The following is a 15,812-nucleotide window of genomic DNA, read 5'->3' on the forward strand; positions in this document are numbered from 1 at the left end:
CTCAGTGCGCCGCCAGCGGCATGCCGTTAACCGTGTAGCCGAGCCCGGCCGGGGCCGGGGCAAGCTGGGCCTCGGCCTGTGACTGGTTGCGGCACAGCACGCTGGCGCTGCGCGGTTCGCTCGCGCTCGGCACGTTGACGTGGAACTTGTTCATCATGCTGGCGCTCAGCCGGTGATTGGCCAGCTTGAAGCGCAGCAGGCCGTCACGGGTCTCCACCTGCAGCTGGCAGTCACTGTTGCCGAGCCGCTCGCCGTCATCGCCATAGGCAAAGCCGTAGGCGCCGTGCAGGGCCGGATAGAGGTAGCTCGGCAGCTGCCCCTGCGGATCGTAGTAACCGACCAGGGTGGTCACCGGCACACCGAAGGCAGCGGGCTTGCGATCAGCCGCCAGATCCGTCGGCGCGCCCTCGTTCCAGCGGCTGCCGTCGGAGCGGTAGCTCTTCTTGAAGCCGCGCGAGACGGTGATCTGCTGACCGTTGATGAAGAGGGTGCTGTTGTAGCCGGCGTTGTGGTCGATGCTGACGATGCGGCCGCGATTGACCGCCGAGGCTGCCGGCAGCTGGATGTTGCGGGTCCAGTTGCCATCCCACATGGCCACCTTGACCAGATCGTACTCGGCCAGCAGGGCGGCCAGCTTGACCTCTCCCAGAGCGCTCACCGGCGCGGTGATCTGCTCGGCGAGATCGACCCGGTGGCGGTAGGGCTCCATTCTGGCCTGGCTTTCGTTCCACTTGCTGAAACCGGTGGGAGACGCTGCGTCGAACACCGCCTTGCTCTCGAGGAAGCGCTGGATGATGGCGGCCGAGTTGGGGGTGTAGAGGGTGAAGCGGTTGAAGCCGGAGAGCGGCTCGCCGCCGGCCATGGCGTCGAAGCCGAACTTGCGGCCGTCAAACGGCGCCTGGCACTGGCCGTCGAGGCAGGCGCTCTGGCCGCTGCGGCTCGCAAAGAAATTGGGGATGAAGCGGTTCTTGTCGCCATCCCAACCCCAGGTGGCATTGATCTGATCGGCGCTGCGGTGCACCGAACCGGCAAAGCCGCCCACGTAGTGGCCGAGACCGTAGTTGTGGCCCACCTCGTGGCTGAACTCGTTGCCAAGGGAAGCGTCGAGCGTGACGATGCCGCCCCCGCCGGATCCGCCGTGCACCTGCACCCCGTTGGCGTACTTGCCGCGGCTGTTGTGGGCCGCCAGCTGGGCCACCACGTAGGGGTGGCTGTTCTCCCCCTCCCCGGCGGTGCTGTTGATGCCGTAGTTGGCATTGTCGATGCCAAGGGAGATGAGCTCCTTGCCGATGCGCTGGCGCATGGTGCCGCTGTGCCAGCCCCCTTCGCTCGGATCAACGTCGGTGAGCAGGGTGCCATCCGGCAGCATCACCTCCGGCAACGACAGCGGCGCATACTGGCTGACGATGAGTCGGCTGGCGGGAATGGTCTGGAAATACTCCCGCTGGGCTTCTTTATCTTTGGCAAAGGCGAACTGGTCGCGCGGGCTGGTCAGCATGCCGATGTCGATGGTGTGAATCAGCAGTTCCCCCGGCGCCCCCACCTTGAGGTCGTTCAGCTCGCCGCTCAGATCCCCCTGGCTCAGTCGCAGGGTGAGACCGGGCATGATCCACTCGGCCGGCAGCACGGCGCTCCAGGCATCGCTGGCATAGGTGATGCCGTTGTTTTCCAGCTCGCCATCGCGGATCCACTGGCCGCGCACGAACTTGAACTGCTGGCTCTGGCCGCGGGAGATCGTCACCTGGCGGCCGCTGAAGTAGACGGTGGAGTTGTAGCCGGCATTGGAGGCGAGGCGCACCATCTTGCCCTCCAGGCTCGCGTCGCGCGGCAGGTGGATGTCGCGCACCCAGCGGCCGTCGGCGGTCTGGATGGTGACCAGGGCATGGGGCTGCAACTTGCCGAGCAGGAAGGCGCCGCTCGGATCGCTCAGCCTGGCCAGCTCGCTGCTGCTGTTGATGACGGCACTGGTGCCGGGGCCCGGGGTGAAGTCGACCCCCTCCTCCGGCGTTCCTTCCAGGTAGTAGGCAGTCTTGGGCAGGCGGGAGGGCGGATCCAGCGTGAGGCTGCCGAGCAGCTTGCCGGCGCCGTCGCGGGCCTCGAGCGCCAGCGGCGCCTGGTTGCCGGCCTGCAGCGGGCGCACCAGCAGCAAGCTCTTGCGCAGGGCGGTGAGGCGGGGCTGGTTGTCCCCCTCCCGCGGGTGGGCGGGCAGGATCTGGCTCTGAGCAAACTGGACGCCGGCCAGCAGCGACCCCTGCAGATCGTTCTGCGGCCGGGTGGCGTCAAAGACCAGCGGCGTGGGTGGCTGAACGGCGGCCAGCAGCGGGCCGCTTGCCAGGGCTGCGCCGATCAGGCAGGCAAGACGTGTGGTGCATGTGGTCATGGCGGTGCTCTTTGTTGTTATGGGGAAAAAAGGGGGCATGCCTGGCATGCCCCGATGGATTTTATGGTGAGGTTATTTGCAGCTGGCGGCGCCGATGTCCTGCCAGACGTCGTGCTTGCCGGGCTCGTTGCCGCGGGTCCAGTACTGGGCCTTCCACTGGCGACCATTGTGGGTGGTCACGTCACCGGCGTTGTAGGCGACACTGGCATCCCAGCCCAGCTGCACCTGGCTTATCAGCTTCCACTGATCGGCGGTGCGGCTCGGTTCATTGCCCTGGGTCCAGTACTTGGCCTGCCACACCAGCTGGTTGTGGCTCACCTTCTCGCCACCGTTGTAGGTGGTCGAGGCCTTCCAGGCCGGCCAGTTGGCGGCATCCGGATCGGTGGCGTTGCAGTCGCCGCCACCGCTGACCGGGGTCACGGTGAGGCGGGTCTTGCCCTGGGCATCCAGGGCGCCGTCGGTCACGGTGACGGTGAGGTCATAACCGGTCTCCACGGTGACGCTGGGACCCGTCACCACCAGGGTCTTGCTGTTCTGACCGCTGGCGGTGAGCCCGGCCGGCACACTCCACTGATAGCTCAGGGTGTCGCCGTTGGGGTCGGTGGCGCTGGCAGTGATGCTCACCTGCTTGCCGGCCTGCACCGAGACCTTGTCCTGCACCGTGACGACCGGCGGCAGGTTGGGTTGCGGCGCCTTGTTGGTCACCACCACCTGATCCTTGGCACTGAGGTTGTGGTCATCGGTCACGGTCAGCTCGAACACCAGATTGACGTCCTGGCTCACCGCATCGACGCTCACCTTGGCCTTGGCCTGGGTGGCATCGCTCAGGGTCGCCTTGGGACCGGAGATCTGGGCCCAGCTGTAGCTCAGCACCGCTCCTTCCGGATCGCGGGAGGAGGAACCGTCCAGCACCAGCTGGGCCGGCCCGGTCACCGCGAGATCGGTGCCGGCGTTGGCCACCGGCGGCTTGTTGACCGGCGGTGTGCTATCGCCGTGGCCCAGCCCCTCGTGCATGGCGTTGAGAATGTCGCCGTTGTCGGCGTCGATTTCCCAGGCGAACATGCCGCCGAGCTGGTTGGCCAGCACGTACTGCCCCTTGGCCTTGACCGAGCGCTCGTCATCGAAGGTGATGAGCTCGCCGGTGGCAGCCTTGAACACGGACGGTGCCTCGGCCACTTCGTCATAGCTGTACTGCCAGTCGCCGGCCATCTTGCCCTTGGCGATGCCGCGGTAGTCGATGACCCCCTTCTCCCAGATCCCTTCCGCTTCGGTCCCCGCAATCGGGCCGGTGGCTGTGCCGGTGAAGGGGTTGTTGCCCTGATACCCGCTGACGCCGGTCCAGCCGCGACCATACATGGCGGCCCCCACCACCACCTTGCCCGGCTCGACGCCCTGACCCAGCAGCGCCTTGACCCCCTTGTCGGTGGTGTACTTGGTGTTGGGATCCCAGCTCGACTCGTAGAGCGCTGTCTGATGGCCCAGCCCGGTGTTGGTCCAAGCGCCGTTGAAGTCGTAGCTCATCAGGAAGATGTGATTCATGTATTGCTGGGCGGCGCGATAGTCCACCTTGGCAATCTTGTCACCGCCGGCGCTGATAGCGGAGGTGAGCTCGTAGGTGCGGCCGGTCTCTGCGCTCAGCTCGTCGAGCATGGCGCGCAGCTCCTTCATCAGCAGCACGTAGGTTTCGCCGTCGGAGGGGCTGCCGAGGTTGGGGTTGGCCCCGAGGCCACCCGGGAATTCCCAGTCGATGTCCACCCCGTCGAAGAATTTCCAAGTCTGCAGATACTCCTTCACCGAGGCGACGAAGGTGTCGCGCTTGGTCTTGTCACCGAAGAAGAAGAAGGGGTCGGAGAGGGTCCAGCCACCGATGGAGGGGAGGATCTTCAGGTCCGGATAGGCCTTCTTGAGCGCCATCAGGTTGCCGAAGTTGCCCTTGTAGGGTTCGTCATAGGCGGTGAGATTGCCCTGCCCCATCTGGATGGCGGCCCAGGGATCATGGATGGAGACCTTGAAGTCCTCGCGCCCGGCACAGGAGCGCTGTAGCGCCTCGAAGCTGCCGGAGATCTCTTTCAAGCTGTCGTTGATGCCGTTGCCACCGCAGATCGGGGTGAAACCGTAGAGGATGTGGGTCAGGTTCTGGGCCGGGATCTTGTCCACGGTGAACTTGCGACCATAGACACCCCACTCCACGTAGTAGGCCCCCATCACCTTGCCGGTCTTGTTGACGTAAGGCTTGTTGTTCTCCTTGAGCGGCGCCTTGAGCGGCAACAGGTGGCTGCCGTCGGTGTCGGCCACCAGGATCTCTTTCTTGTCGGAGAGGGTGCAGCCGTCGGCGTTGCACAGCGCCACCTGCATCTGGTAGCGGCCCCCCTTGGTGACCTTGAAGTTGGCGGTGCCGGAAGCGGACGCGGCACCGGACCACACCTCCTTGCCGTCGAGCAGTACCTTGGCGGTCTGGCCGACATCACCGGACCAGAGGTTCCAGCTCACGCTGACCGGCGCGCCATCGGCGTGCACCTTGACCAGCTTGTTGTAGGAGGTGGCGGCTTGATCCACTTCGACGATGGCGAACTTGGTTTCGCCCCAGCCGATGGTGGGTTTGCCGGGGGCGGCAGCGAAGGCGGAGGAGGCACACAGACCCCCGACCAACAACGCCAGTACGGAGGGTTTTGGACTTAACATAGTTGAATATCCTTATTTCGTTCTTGGAATAGATAACGAAAAAGGCAACGCAACCTGACAGGTAACGCAGACAACATCGCACCATGGCTTGGCCCATGGACGAAACAACCTGTGGTGGCCCCGCTATCTTAGGTACTGCTGACCCTTAGACCGGAAGCTTTGCGTCCCGGACTTTCATCCGGTTTGCCTTTTGCACAACTTGATTTGCGACAAAAATAATCGCGACCTGACTATAAGGGAGTCAAAGGAGGGAGGGCAAACCCCCGAACGGTTATTAATAAACCACTTTTTATCGAAAAAGAGCCTCAAACGAGAAGAAAAGGCACTTTTTGGTGTCAGAAAGTGCCGATCTTGCTGGCTGGGAGCCGTCGATTAAAAATCGGACGAATTCCCGGTTTCGTGATCATCATCAAGTTTGGCCGGCCGCAATATGCTGTTCATCAGCGCCCGCAGCTTGAGCGGCTTGACCGGTTTGCTGATGTAGCCGTAGCCATGTTCGCGGATCTGCGCCTGCAGCTCGCTCTTGCGATCCGCACTGATGATGATGCCGCCGATGTCGCTGCCGTGGGCGAGACGCAGCATGTGCAGCGCCTGCAGCCCGGTCTTGCCGTCGTCCAGATGGTAATCGGAGAGCACCAGCTGCGGCAGGAAGCCGCCGGCGATGAGATCCTCCGCCTGGGCCAGGCTCTGGGCACAGACCACCTCGCAGCCCCAGCGTCCCAGCAGGGAGTGCATGGCGATCAGGATGTCGCTCTCGTTGTCGATGCAGAGCACCCGGATCCCCTCCAGCTGGCTGTCGCGCTGGGCGGGGGCCGCCACCTGCGTCGTTGCGACAGGACGGGTCGCCAGGTTGAGGGTGATGGCAAACACCGAGCCCGCCCCCGGCCAGCTGCGCAGGGTCAGGTTGTGGCCGAGCACCAGGGCGATGCCGCGAGCGATGGCAAGGCCGAGCCCCAGCCCCTGCTCCCGCGCGGTGCGGGAGTGATCGAGGCGGGAGAACTCGTCGAAGATCGCCTCCTGCTTGTCGGCCGGAATGCCGGGGCCGTTGTCCCACACCTCGATGCGCACCTTGTCGCCAAGCCGGCGGCAACCGAGCAGCACCCGCCCGCCCGGGTTGTAGCGAAAGGCGTTGGTGAGGAAGTTTTGCAGCACCCGCCGCAGCAGGCGCACGTCGCTGTAGACCGCCACACCACTCTCCACCACCGAGAACTGGATCCCCCCCGCCTGCGCCAGCACCCCGAACTCCGCCTTGAGGTTGTCGAACACGTCGCGCAGGGCAAAATCCAGTTTCTTGGCCTTGAACTTGCCCGCTTCGAGGCGCGAGATGTCGAGCAGATCGGTGATGAGATCCTCGGTCGCCCCCAGCGCGTCGTCGATGTGGCGAGCGATGCGGGCCGGCTCGTCCGCCGGCGGCAGCATCTCCAGCAGGGAGGAGGTAAACAGCTTGGCGGCGTTGAGCGGCTGGGTCAGGTCGTGGCTCACCGCCGCCAGGAAGCGGCTCTTTGAGTGGTTGGCCCGCTCCACCTGCTGGTTCACCAGCAGCAGCTGGCGGTTGAGCTCGGAGAGCTCGTGGGTGCGCTCGGCCACCCGCGCCTCCAGGTGTTCGTTGGCCTCGCGCAGCACCCGCTCGGCGTTGCGAAACGGGGTGATGTCGGTAAAGGTCATCACGAAACCGCCCGCCGGCATGGGGTTGCCCTGCATCTCGATCACCCGGCCATCGGGGCGTTCCCGCGCCGAGATATGCTGGCTGCCGCGCTGCATGAAGGCGACCCGCCGCGCCACGTGGGCCTCGACATCGCCCGGGCCGCACAGCCCCTGCTCGGCGTTGTAGCGGATGATCTCCTCGATGGGGCGGCCCACCTGAATGAGGCCGGGCGGATAGTGGAACAGCTCGATGTAGCGCCGATTCCAGGCCACCAGCTTGAGCTCCCTATCCACCACCGAGATCCCCTGTCCCATGTGTTCGATGGCCCCCTGCAGCAGGCCGCGGTTGAAGCGAAACACGTCGGAGGCCTCGTCCACTATGGTGGCGATCTCTTCGAGCTGCATGTTGCGCCCCTGCAGGGCCGAAGCCAGCACCAGGCGGGCGGACGAGGTGCCGAACACCCCGGCCAGCAGCCGCTCAGTATGGGCGATCAGCTCGGCGGAGGCCTGCATCTGGGGCGCCAGGGTGCCCCCCCGCTCGCCGGCGAAGCGGCCGAAGGCGCGCTTGACCCGGCTCGAGCCGACGAAACGGGCCGCCAGCATCTCCAGCTCCTTGACCGAGACCCGCGCCTGATAGAGCGCCGTGGTGTCGCGGCTCGGCTTGCCGACGAAGTTGGCCGCCTGCAGCCGCTCGCTCACCGCCGCCTGCGACAGCAGGGAGCCCGCCACGTAGCCGATGAGGTTGAGCAACAGGCTCAGAAAGATGCACCAGGCCCCCAGACTGAGATCGCGAAACGCCGGCCAGTCGGGCGGCGCCAGCAGGGCCGCCAGCGGCGAGCCGGCCAGCAGGCCGCTCTCCGCCAGCAGGGTAGCGAACCAGAGGCTGACCCCGAGGGCGAGACCGAGGTAGACCCCCTTGCGATTGCCGTGCCGCCAATAGAGGCCGAGCAGCAGCGCCGGGGCGAACTGGGCCACCGCGCCGAACGACAGGTAGCCGATGCGCGACAGGCTGGTGAGATCTCCGAGCCAGAGGTAGAGCCCCCAGGCCGCCAGCAGGATCAGCAGGATGGCGCCGCGGCGCACCTGCAGCAGCAGGCGCACCAGCCGCTCGTCGCGCCCCTGCTGCCAGAAGCGGCGCAGCAGCACCGGCAGCACCAGATCGTTGCTGACCATGATGGCCAGCGCTATGGTGCAGACGATCACCATGCCGGTGGCCGCCGAGGTGCCGCCAAGAAACGCCAGCAGCGCCATGCCGTCGAAACCGAGCGACATGGGGAGGCTGATCACATAGGTATCCGAGGCCATGCCGGCCCCCACCCACTGCTTGCCCGCCAGCGCCAGCGGCCAGATGAACAGCCCCATCACGAACAGGTAGAGCGGAAACAGCCAGCGCGCCCAGTGCAGATCCTGGCCCTGGTTGTTCTCCACCACGGTCACGTGAAACTGGCGCGGCAGGCAGATGACGGCGCACATGGCAACCAGGGTATAGATAGCGAGCTCCAGCAGGCTGCCCGGCGTCACCGCCACCACCGCATCGAGAAAGTCGCTGGCTACCAGGGTACGGGCCTGGCTCGGCTTGCTGAGGATAAGCCAGAGCGCAAAGCCCCCCACCGCCATGAAGGCGAGCAGCTTGACTACGGATTCGAAGGCGATGGCCACCACCATGCCGCGGTGGTGCTCGGTGGCGTCCAGATGGCGGGTGCCGAACAGAATGCTGAACAGCGCCAGCAGCAGGGCCACGCCGATGGCCAGCCCGGCGGTATTGCCGGTGGGGCCGGCAGGCACAGAGTTGGCCATCAGCAGATCCAGCCCGGTGACGATGGCTTTCAGCTGCAACACCAGGTACGGCAGTATCCCCATGATGGCGATCAGCGCGATCACCATGGCCAGGCGCTGGGACTTGCCGTAACGGGCGGCGATGAAGTCGGCGATGGAGGTGATGTGCTCGCGCTTGGCCACCAGGATGAGGCGGGCCAGCAAGCGCCAGCCAAACAGGAACACCAGCATGGGGCCCAGATAGATGGGCACAGGTGACCAGGGCGACTCGCTGGCCTGGCCCACCGTGCCAAAGAAGGTCCAGGAGGTGCAGTAGACCGCCAGCGACAGGCTGTAGAGCAGGGGCTGCCCCTTTAAACGGCGACGTTTGTTCTTGTCCGCCACGTAGGCGATCAGAAACAGCAGCCCCAGATAGGAGAGCGACAATCCGATCAGCAACCATCCCTGGTGCATCTGTAACCTCTTGTCCGTGTTGAAGATTCAAGCGCAGCAGCAGCCAGTCTAGAGAGCCTCTCGAAAAATGTCATCCTCTTATTGCAGCAAGAATTTATCGTTTTTCAATAAAAAACGGTTGAATAAATATCGAAAAACGATAAACATCTAGCTGTGTTTATTGATAAACAATAATTCGGTGCTGCGCGTGGCCCACCCTTTCACTCCAAGAGGTAAGCGATGAAACACAACAAGCTCGAACGCATGAGCAATCTGATCGAATGGATCCTGCTGTTCGCCCTGCTGGCCACCCCGCTCATGACGATCATGGGAGTCTGGTCCCAGCTGCTCGGCGGCAGCGACTACCTGCAGCAGGAGCTGATCGAGGCACTGGCGGTGCAAGACAGTTCGGTGCTCAACCATGTCCCCCTGACCATGGCACAGCCGGCGCTGGCCAGCACGGCTCCCTCGATTGCCGACTACCCCCTCAGCCTGGGCACCCGTCTGCTGGGCACCCTGGTGATGCTGCTGCCGGATCTGGTGTTCATGCTGATGCTGTGGCAGCTGCTCCAGCTGTTTCGCGGCTATCGGCAGGCCATGCTGTTCACCTTCAGCCAGATCCGCCGCTACCAGTTGATCGGCCTGCTGCTCTGTGTCAGTTTCGTCACCAAAATCATCACCACCCCGCTGCTGGACCTAGTGCTCACCCTGCCGGGCCCCGAGCTGCACGGCCAGATCAACATAGGTTCATCGGACTTCCAGTTGCTGCTGGCCGGGCTGATCGTGTCGGCGCTGGCGCTGGTGATGCGCGAGGCCAAGCGGCTGGCCGATGAACAACAACTGACGGTGTGAGGAACCCATGCCCATCATCATCCGACTCGATGCCCTGCTGGCCGAACGCAAAATGACTGCACGCGAGCTGGCCCTGCGGGTCAACATCACCGAGGCCAACCTCTCCATCCTGAAAAACGGCCATGCCAAGGCGGTTCGCTTCTCCACCCTGGAGGCGATCTGCCGCGAACTGGGCTGCCAGCCCGGGGATCTGCTGGCCTTTGAGCAGGAGTCCTGAGCCAGCCATCACCATGCAACAAGGGGAGCCGAGGCTCCCCTTTTCCGTTGCTGATCAATGTGGTTGCTGACCGGATAGGGCCACTCAGGCGGCCTTCAGCTCGCCCTCCCGCAGGCGCAGCACGAACACCGGCAGCACCACCAGCACCATCAGGAAGAAGATGCCGCCCCCCAGCGGTTCGAACAGCAGGCCGCACAGGGTCATCAGGGCGGCCACCGTCATGCCGAGCCCCAACGCCGCATAGAGCGCCTGGGTCGGGATCAGCTGCTCGGCCGGCAGCTGGCGGGTCATGAAGCGCACGGCGCCGAGGTGACTGACGCAGAAGGTGACTGCATGCAGCAGCTGACCCGCCACCAGCACCAGCAGCTCGGTGGAGGCACCGAGCAGGATCCAGCGCACCACGCAGCCCAGCGCCCCCACCAGAAACAGGGTCTGGGCGCCGAAGCGGTTGAGAAAGCGCTTGTCGGCGGCAAACATGCCGATCTCCGCCACCACCCCCAACGCCCACAGATAACCTATGGTGATGCCGCTGTAACCCGCCGCCTTCCAGTGCATGGCGCTAAAGCCGTAGTAGGCGGCGTGGCTGCCCTGCAGCAGGGCCGAGATCAGCAGGAAGCGGCGCACCGAGGGGGACTTGAGGGTATCGAGCAGGGAGGCCTTGGCCCGTTCGCCCTGAATGTCCTGCGGCGCCGGGTGCAGCGGCAGCCAGCTCAGCAGCAGCATCAGCAGCAATCCGGCCACCATGGTATGCAGTATCCAGTCGCTGCCAAAATTCCCCACCAGCGCCCCCACCAGGGTCGAGGCAACGATGAAGGCGAACGAGCCGCACAGCCGCACCTTGCCGTAGTCGAGGTGCGCCTGTACCACCATGCGGGTGGCCAGCGCTTCCCCCACCGGCATCAGGGTCGGGTAGATGAAGTTCGCCACCAGGGTCAGCCCCACCAGCCACCAGAGGTTGTGGCTGAGGTAAAAGCCGAGGAAGGCCAGCAGACTGAGCAGGCAGAGCAGGCGGGTGACCGGCAGCAGGTGCCCCGCCCCCTTGATCTGTCCCATCACCATCAGATTGCCGGCAAAGCGGATCGCCATGCCCGCGCCGAGCAGCAGGCCGATCATCTCGGCGCTGACCCCGATCCCCTCCAGCCAGAGCGACCAGAACGGCAGATAGGCACCGTAGACGAAGTAGAAAGCGCCAAAAAACAGGGCTAACCAGGAGAAGGCGGGCATAGATCCTCGACACAGAGAAACGGGGGCACAAATGATAACCGATTTGTCGGTGGGGATCCTGCGATCCCGGGTGGGACGCCGCGCAGATAATAATGAAAAACATCAATAAAATTGAACTATTGGCGCAAGGCTGGTGTCTATTGAGTAACACCTCCTCCTGGTTAGTGTTGCAATCCTTCCACCCGCCTTCGGCGGGTTTCTTTTTGGCCGCCTTTTTGTCCGCCATCGGAGGCCCGGTTCCCGCCATGAAAAAGGGGCCCGCAGGCCCCTTGTCGTGGTGTGCATTCATCAGAACACGTACTTGACCCGTGCACTCAGGTTGCGACCCGGCTCGGTCTGGCGGCTGGTGCTGGCACTGGCGCTCTGGCCGGTGATGCTCTCGTAGTTGACGTACTCCTTGTCGAACAAGTTGAAGACGCCCACGTTGAGCTGCAGATCCTGCACCGGCTTGAACTGGGCATAGATATCCACCACGCCCCAGCCCGCACTCTTGATGTTGTTGTTGCCCTTGGCATCCTTGCCCACCTTGCTCATGTCGTCGGCAAAGCGCAGGGCGGTGTTGATGTTCCAGTTGGGCTGCTCCAGTCGAACACCCAGGGTCCCCTTGAGCGGGCTCAGGCTGTTGATGTAGTTGCCGTCGCCATCCTTGCCCTCGATGTAGGAGAGGTTGCCCCAGACGTTGACCAGATCGTTCAGCCAGTAGTCTGCCTTGGCCTCGGCCCCCTTGGTGGTTGCCTTGTCCAGGTTTTGATACTGATACAGCGCGGTGCGGCCCTCGGTGCCGACCCCGGCCAACTCGATGAAGTCGTCGAACTTGTTGTAGAAGGTGGCCACTTCATAGCTGAAGCCGCCGGCGCTGCCGCGCACCCCCAGATCGATGCCGTCGCTGCTCTCGGGCTTGAGGTTCGGGTTGGGCTCGATGCGATAGCCGTATGCCTGGTGGTTCAGGGTGGAGAAGGCATTGTCATACATGGGGGTCTTGTAGCCGTGGCTGTACTGGGCGAACAGGTTGGCTGCCTCGTGCGCCTTGAACACCAGCCCCAGCTTGGGCGAAAACTCCCCTTCGGAGAAGCGCTTGAGGTTCTCGCCGGTGTAGGCGGGATCCTGATCCGGGTTCATCCGGTAGTAGTCATAGCGGGCTCCCGGCGTCAGCACCCAGCGCTCGCCGAATTTCAGCTCGTCGAACGCCCACAGGGCGCCGTGCTCGGTGGTGGTGGAGGGGAAGCTCAACTCGTTGTAGCCGACGAAATCCCCCGGCACGGTCGGCGCCTTGAAGCGGGTCCGCTCGTTGTCGGTGTGCTCATACTCCAGACCCCAGGCCAGCCGCTGGCTCGCCAGCGCCTTGCTGAACTTCAGCTGGGCGCCCAGGCTCTTCTGCTCGAAACCGTTGTTGTCCAGCGAGTTCTTGGTCACATAGGGGTTGGTCGGCCGCACCGGGTATTTGGAAGAGGCGTATTGATCCATGGTCTGCTTGGTGCGGGCGTAGTAGAGCTTGCTGTCGATGCGATCGACCCAGGGCGCGTTCAGGGCGATGCCGTGATCCAGCACCAGCGACAGATTGTCGGTCTCCTTGTCGGTGATCGGCTGGTTGAAGACCGAGCCCGCCTTGGTGAGGTCGACGGCATCGGGGTCCTGCCCCTCGTTGAAGTAGTCGACGGTCAGCTTGAGGAACTGGGCATCGCTCAGGTTCCACTGGCTCTTGAACAGCACGGCCTGGCTGACGATGTCGAACTCGTTCTTGTCGCCGTCGTAGTTCTGGGTCACCCCGCCGTCACGCCAGGTGTAGCGCAGCAGGTTCTCGAACGCGCCGGCGCGCAGGGCCCCTGTAACGCCGGCCATCTTCTGGTGGCTGCTGGAGGCATAGCCGGTGGTGGCATCCAGGTAGCTGTCGCGCCCCTTGAGGAAATCAGCCGCATCCTTGGTGGTGATGGCGATGACGCCGCCCAGTGCATCGGAGCCGTAGGCTGCCGAGGCCGGTCCCTTGACCACCTCGACCTGCTTGATCATGTCGGTGTCGAAATAGCTCTGACCCACGCCGCCGTTCTTGTAGGCATCGTTCTGGCGCACGCCGTCGCGCACTATCTTGACCCGGTTCTCACCCATGCCGCGAATGACGAAGGTCTGGGCATCGCCGGCACCGCCGAGGGCGGTGACGCCCGGCTCGTAACGGAACAGGTCGGCGACGTTGCTCACCACCTGCTCTTCAATCTGTTCGGCGGTGATGACCGAGATGGGGCCGGAGACATCCTCCAGTTTCTGCTCCATCCGAGAGCCACTGACCACCATGACTTCATCTGCTTTCTTGTCCGCCGCAAAAACCGGGGAAGCGAGGCCGGCCGCCACGGCAAGGGCGACCAGCGATAGGGTGTTGTTATGGGCCACTGCAAATCCTTATTGAGAACTGTTATCAAACAGCTGGCATCTTACCCACCTCTCAATAAAGATCAATAATAAACGGAATCATTCTCATTTTCTTTTGTCGTAATTCGGTTCTACACTACGCCACTCTGTTTTCCCGCCCGCCATGCTGCCATTGTATGGTGCAGGCACCTCATCGCTGCGAGACATCCATGACCCGACTACTGCCCCTGTTCACCCTGCCCCTGCTGCTGGCCGCCTGTGCCACGACGGCCCCCGTCAACGATGCCGGCACCCTTTATCACTATCAGCTCAAGGCCACCCAGGGGAACGATCTGAGCCTCGAACAGGCCCTGGCCCGGGTGGCGGACGCCGACATAGTGCTGGTGGGCGAGCTGCACACCCATCCGGCGGTGCACCTGCTGCAGGCCAGAATGCTGGCGGGCCTGGCCGCAGACGGTCGCCCTCTGGTGCTCTCCATGGAGCAGTTCAGCCGCGCCGATCAGCCGGTGCTGGATGCCTACCTGGCCGGTCGCATCGGCGAGGCGGCGCTCATTCGTGACGGCAACGCCTGGCCCAACTACCAGAGCGACTATCGCCCGCTGGTGGAGTTCGCCAAGGCGCACCACCTGCCGGTCATCGCCGCCAATGCGCCCAAACCGCTGGTGAGCTGTGTCGGCCAAGAGGGGCCGGCCTGGCTGGAGCAGCTGCCCGCCCCCCGCCGCAGCCAGCTGGCCCGCACCCTCACCCTCGGCGATGACCCCTATCGCCAGAAGTTCATGGCCTCGCTCCATCATGGCGATGCCGACAGCAACGCCCGCCGCTTTGCCGCCCAGACCAGCTGGGACGACACCATGGCCGAGAGCATGGTGGGTTACCTGCGCAGCCACCCGGGCCAGCGCATCATGCACATCGCCGGCAACTTCCACGTAGAGGGCGGGCTGGGGCTCGCCAGCCGTATCGCCAGCCGCAACCCGGATCTCAAGGTAGCGCTGGTCGTGCCGGAGCTGACGGCGCCGCAAGCGGGTGACGGTCAAGCAGCGGCCGGCCGGGTTGCCGACGTGCGGGTCGGCATCGCCCCCCTGCCGGAACGCTGGCTAAATGCCGATGAAATGAAGCAAGATATGGGCGCACTGCATCAATCCCGCAGTCGTGACTGCAGCCAGTGGCTGCAACCCTGACCTTGCGTCTGAGGAGCCCAGTGGCTGCCACCCTGACAAACATTTGCCCAAGGATTTCATATGGATGTGTTACTGGTCATCGACATGCAACAGGGGCTGTTCACCCAGCCTCGCCATCAGGACGCCCAGGTCATCGCCAATATCAATCGATTGGCCGAGCGCGTGCGGGCAGAACAGGGTCGTGTCATCTATGTGCAGCACGATGCCCCCGGTTCCGAAGTGGATCCCGCCAGCCCGGGCTGGCAGCTGCACGCCGATCTCGCCCCACAGGGGCATGACAGCCGGGTACGCAAGACCGCCTGCGACAGCTTCCTCGACACCGAGCTCGGTTTCCTCTTGGCGGAACAGGCGGTGGACAGGCTGCTCATCTGCGGCTGTGCCACCGACTTTTGCGTCGACACTACCTTGCGCAGTGCCGCCGCTCGCGGCTTCGAGGTGGTGGCGGTGACCGACGCCCATACCACGGCGGACAGGCCCCACCTGAGCGCGGAGCAGATCATCGAGCACCACCACTGGATGTGGCGTCACCTCAGCCTGCCAAAAGGCAGAAGCGTGACCCTGCTCACGACGGATGAGCTGCTCGGCGCCACCCAACCCGAGCCGGCATGTTAATCTGCCCGCTCTGAAGCGATCACCCGATTGGAGTCTTGTGTGCGTCTACTCTCTGCCGTTGCCTTCACGCTGCTGTTACCGGCAATCACCGCCTGCTCAGGCCTGCCGGGGCGCCAGCCGGATGGCCCGGCCCCCTTGTTCAGGACCCACATCAACGAGGAGGGGAGCAAGCGCTTCACCTTCGAAGCCGCCCCGCTCGATACCCTGCCCACCCGCCTGCAGGACGATGACGGCAGCCGCCTGAGTCGCAGCAAGAGCCTGCTGGAGCGGCGTGAAGCGCTGCAGGATGCCCAGCTCACCCAGGCGCTGGCCGAGCGCAAGTACTGCCGCGAAGGCTACATAGTGCTCAGCCAGACCTCCTGGAAGATCCGGGGCGAGTGCAACGAGACCGCCACCCGGGCCGACCGCGACACCTTCCCCAATAAGGCCTCCTGGCAGGATTGAGGGAAAACCG

At 64.1% G+C, this 15,812-nt stretch carries 10 protein-coding genes and 1 riboswitch; of the genes, 5 read left to right on the forward strand and 5 right to left on the reverse strand.

Annotation, left to right across the window (positions count from 1 at the left end; genetic code table 11):
- Position 1 precedes the first annotated feature (1 nt).
- The 3 genes from C2U40_RS17050 to C2U40_RS17060 form a co-directional block, all read right to left on the reverse strand.
- Positions 2 to 2,380: a M66 family metalloprotease gene (locus C2U40_RS17050; RefSeq protein WP_103828234.1), complete on the reverse strand. Its 2,379-nt coding sequence runs from the start codon at positions 2,378 to 2,380 to the stop codon at positions 2 to 4.
- Positions 2,381 to 2,452: 72 nt separating this feature from the next.
- Positions 2,453 to 5,062: a glycosyl hydrolase family 18 protein gene (locus tag C2U40_RS17055; RefSeq protein ID WP_103828233.1), complete on the reverse strand. Its 2,610-nt coding sequence runs from the start codon at positions 5,060 to 5,062 to the stop codon at positions 2,453 to 2,455.
- Positions 5,063 to 5,172: 110 nt separating this feature from the next.
- A riboswitch (cyclic di-GMP riboswitch) is annotated at positions 5,173 to 5,260 on the reverse strand.
- 174 nt (positions 5,261 to 5,434) lie between these two features.
- Entirely contained in the window at positions 5,435 to 8,935 is a 3,501-nt protein-coding gene (locus C2U40_RS17060) for a hybrid sensor histidine kinase/response regulator (RefSeq protein WP_103828232.1), read from the reverse strand.
- A 219-nt stretch (positions 8,936 to 9,154) separates the two neighbouring features.
- Between C2U40_RS17060 and C2U40_RS17065 the strand changes: the two genes are divergently transcribed.
- Together C2U40_RS17065 and C2U40_RS17070 are read left to right on the forward strand one after the other, a co-directional pair.
- A complete protein-coding gene (locus C2U40_RS17065; protein ID WP_103828231.1) occupies positions 9,155 to 9,766 on the forward strand; it encodes a DUF2975 domain-containing protein in 612 nt (203 codons plus the stop codon).
- Positions 9,767 to 9,773: 7 nt separating this feature from the next.
- Complete coding sequence (locus C2U40_RS17070) at positions 9,774 to 9,983, forward strand: helix-turn-helix domain-containing protein (protein WP_011704909.1); 210 nt, start codon at positions 9,774 to 9,776, stop codon at positions 9,981 to 9,983.
- Positions 9,984 to 10,067: 84 nt separating this feature from the next.
- Here C2U40_RS17070 and C2U40_RS17075 read toward each other — a convergent pair whose 3' ends face one another.
- A complete protein-coding gene (locus C2U40_RS17075) occupies positions 10,068 to 11,207 on the reverse strand; it encodes a 3-phenylpropionate MFS transporter (RefSeq protein WP_103828230.1) in 1,140 nt (379 codons plus the stop codon).
- A gap of 288 nt (positions 11,208 to 11,495) precedes the next feature.
- Entirely contained in the window at positions 11,496 to 13,589 is a 2,094-nt protein-coding gene (locus C2U40_RS17085; RefSeq protein WP_103828229.1) for a TonB-dependent hemoglobin/transferrin/lactoferrin family receptor, read from the reverse strand.
- A 188-nt stretch (positions 13,590 to 13,777) separates the two neighbouring features.
- Here C2U40_RS17085 and C2U40_RS17090 point away from each other — a divergent pair, with 188 nt between their 5' ends.
- From C2U40_RS17090 to C2U40_RS17100, 3 genes are read left to right on the forward strand one after another with little or no spacing between them, the layout of a single operon-like run.
- Positions 13,778 to 14,746 (forward strand): ChaN family lipoprotein, encoded by a 969-nt coding sequence (locus C2U40_RS17090; RefSeq protein WP_103828228.1) that lies wholly within the window; start codon positions 13,778 to 13,780, stop codon positions 14,744 to 14,746.
- A 60-nt stretch (positions 14,747 to 14,806) separates the two neighbouring features.
- A complete protein-coding gene (locus C2U40_RS17095; protein WP_103828227.1) occupies positions 14,807 to 15,358 on the forward strand; it encodes a cysteine hydrolase family protein in 552 nt (183 codons plus the stop codon).
- A gap of 39 nt (positions 15,359 to 15,397) precedes the next feature.
- The gene (locus C2U40_RS17100; protein WP_043159620.1) at positions 15,398 to 15,802 is read left to right on the forward strand and encodes a lipoprotein; all 405 of its coding nucleotides are present in this window, start codon (positions 15,398 to 15,400) and stop codon (positions 15,800 to 15,802) included.
- Positions 15,803 to 15,812: the final 10 nt, after the last annotated feature.

It is taken from the genome of Aeromonas sp. ASNIH4 (genome assembly GCF_002934425.1).
Classification (GTDB): Bacteria; Pseudomonadota; Gammaproteobacteria; order Enterobacterales; family Aeromonadaceae; genus Aeromonas; species Aeromonas hydrophila.

Excerpts from the sequence above, each read along its gene's own strand:
- C2U40_RS17050 (WP_103828234.1), bottom strand. The coding sequence starts at position 2,380 with ATGACCACATGCACCACACGTCTTGCCTGCCTGATCGGCGCAGCCCTG.
- C2U40_RS17055 (WP_103828233.1), bottom strand. The coding sequence starts at position 5,062 with ATGTTAAGTCCAAAACCCTCCGTACTGGCGTTGTTGGTCGGGGGTCTG.
- C2U40_RS17060 (WP_103828232.1), bottom strand. The coding sequence starts at position 8,935 with ATGCACCAGGGATGGTTGCTGATCGGATTGTCGCTCTCCTATCTGGGG.
- C2U40_RS17065 (WP_103828231.1), top strand. The coding sequence starts at position 9,155 with ATGAAACACAACAAGCTCGAACGCATGAGCAATCTGATCGAATGGATC.
- C2U40_RS17070 (WP_011704909.1), top strand. The coding sequence starts at position 9,774 with ATGCCCATCATCATCCGACTCGATGCCCTGCTGGCCGAACGCAAAATG.
- C2U40_RS17075 (WP_103828230.1), bottom strand. The coding sequence starts at position 11,207 with ATGCCCGCCTTCTCCTGGTTAGCCCTGTTTTTTGGCGCTTTCTACTTC.
- C2U40_RS17090 (WP_103828228.1), top strand. The coding sequence starts at position 13,778 with ATGACCCGACTACTGCCCCTGTTCACCCTGCCCCTGCTGCTGGCCGCC.
- C2U40_RS17095 (WP_103828227.1), top strand. The coding sequence starts at position 14,807 with ATGGATGTGTTACTGGTCATCGACATGCAACAGGGGCTGTTCACCCAG.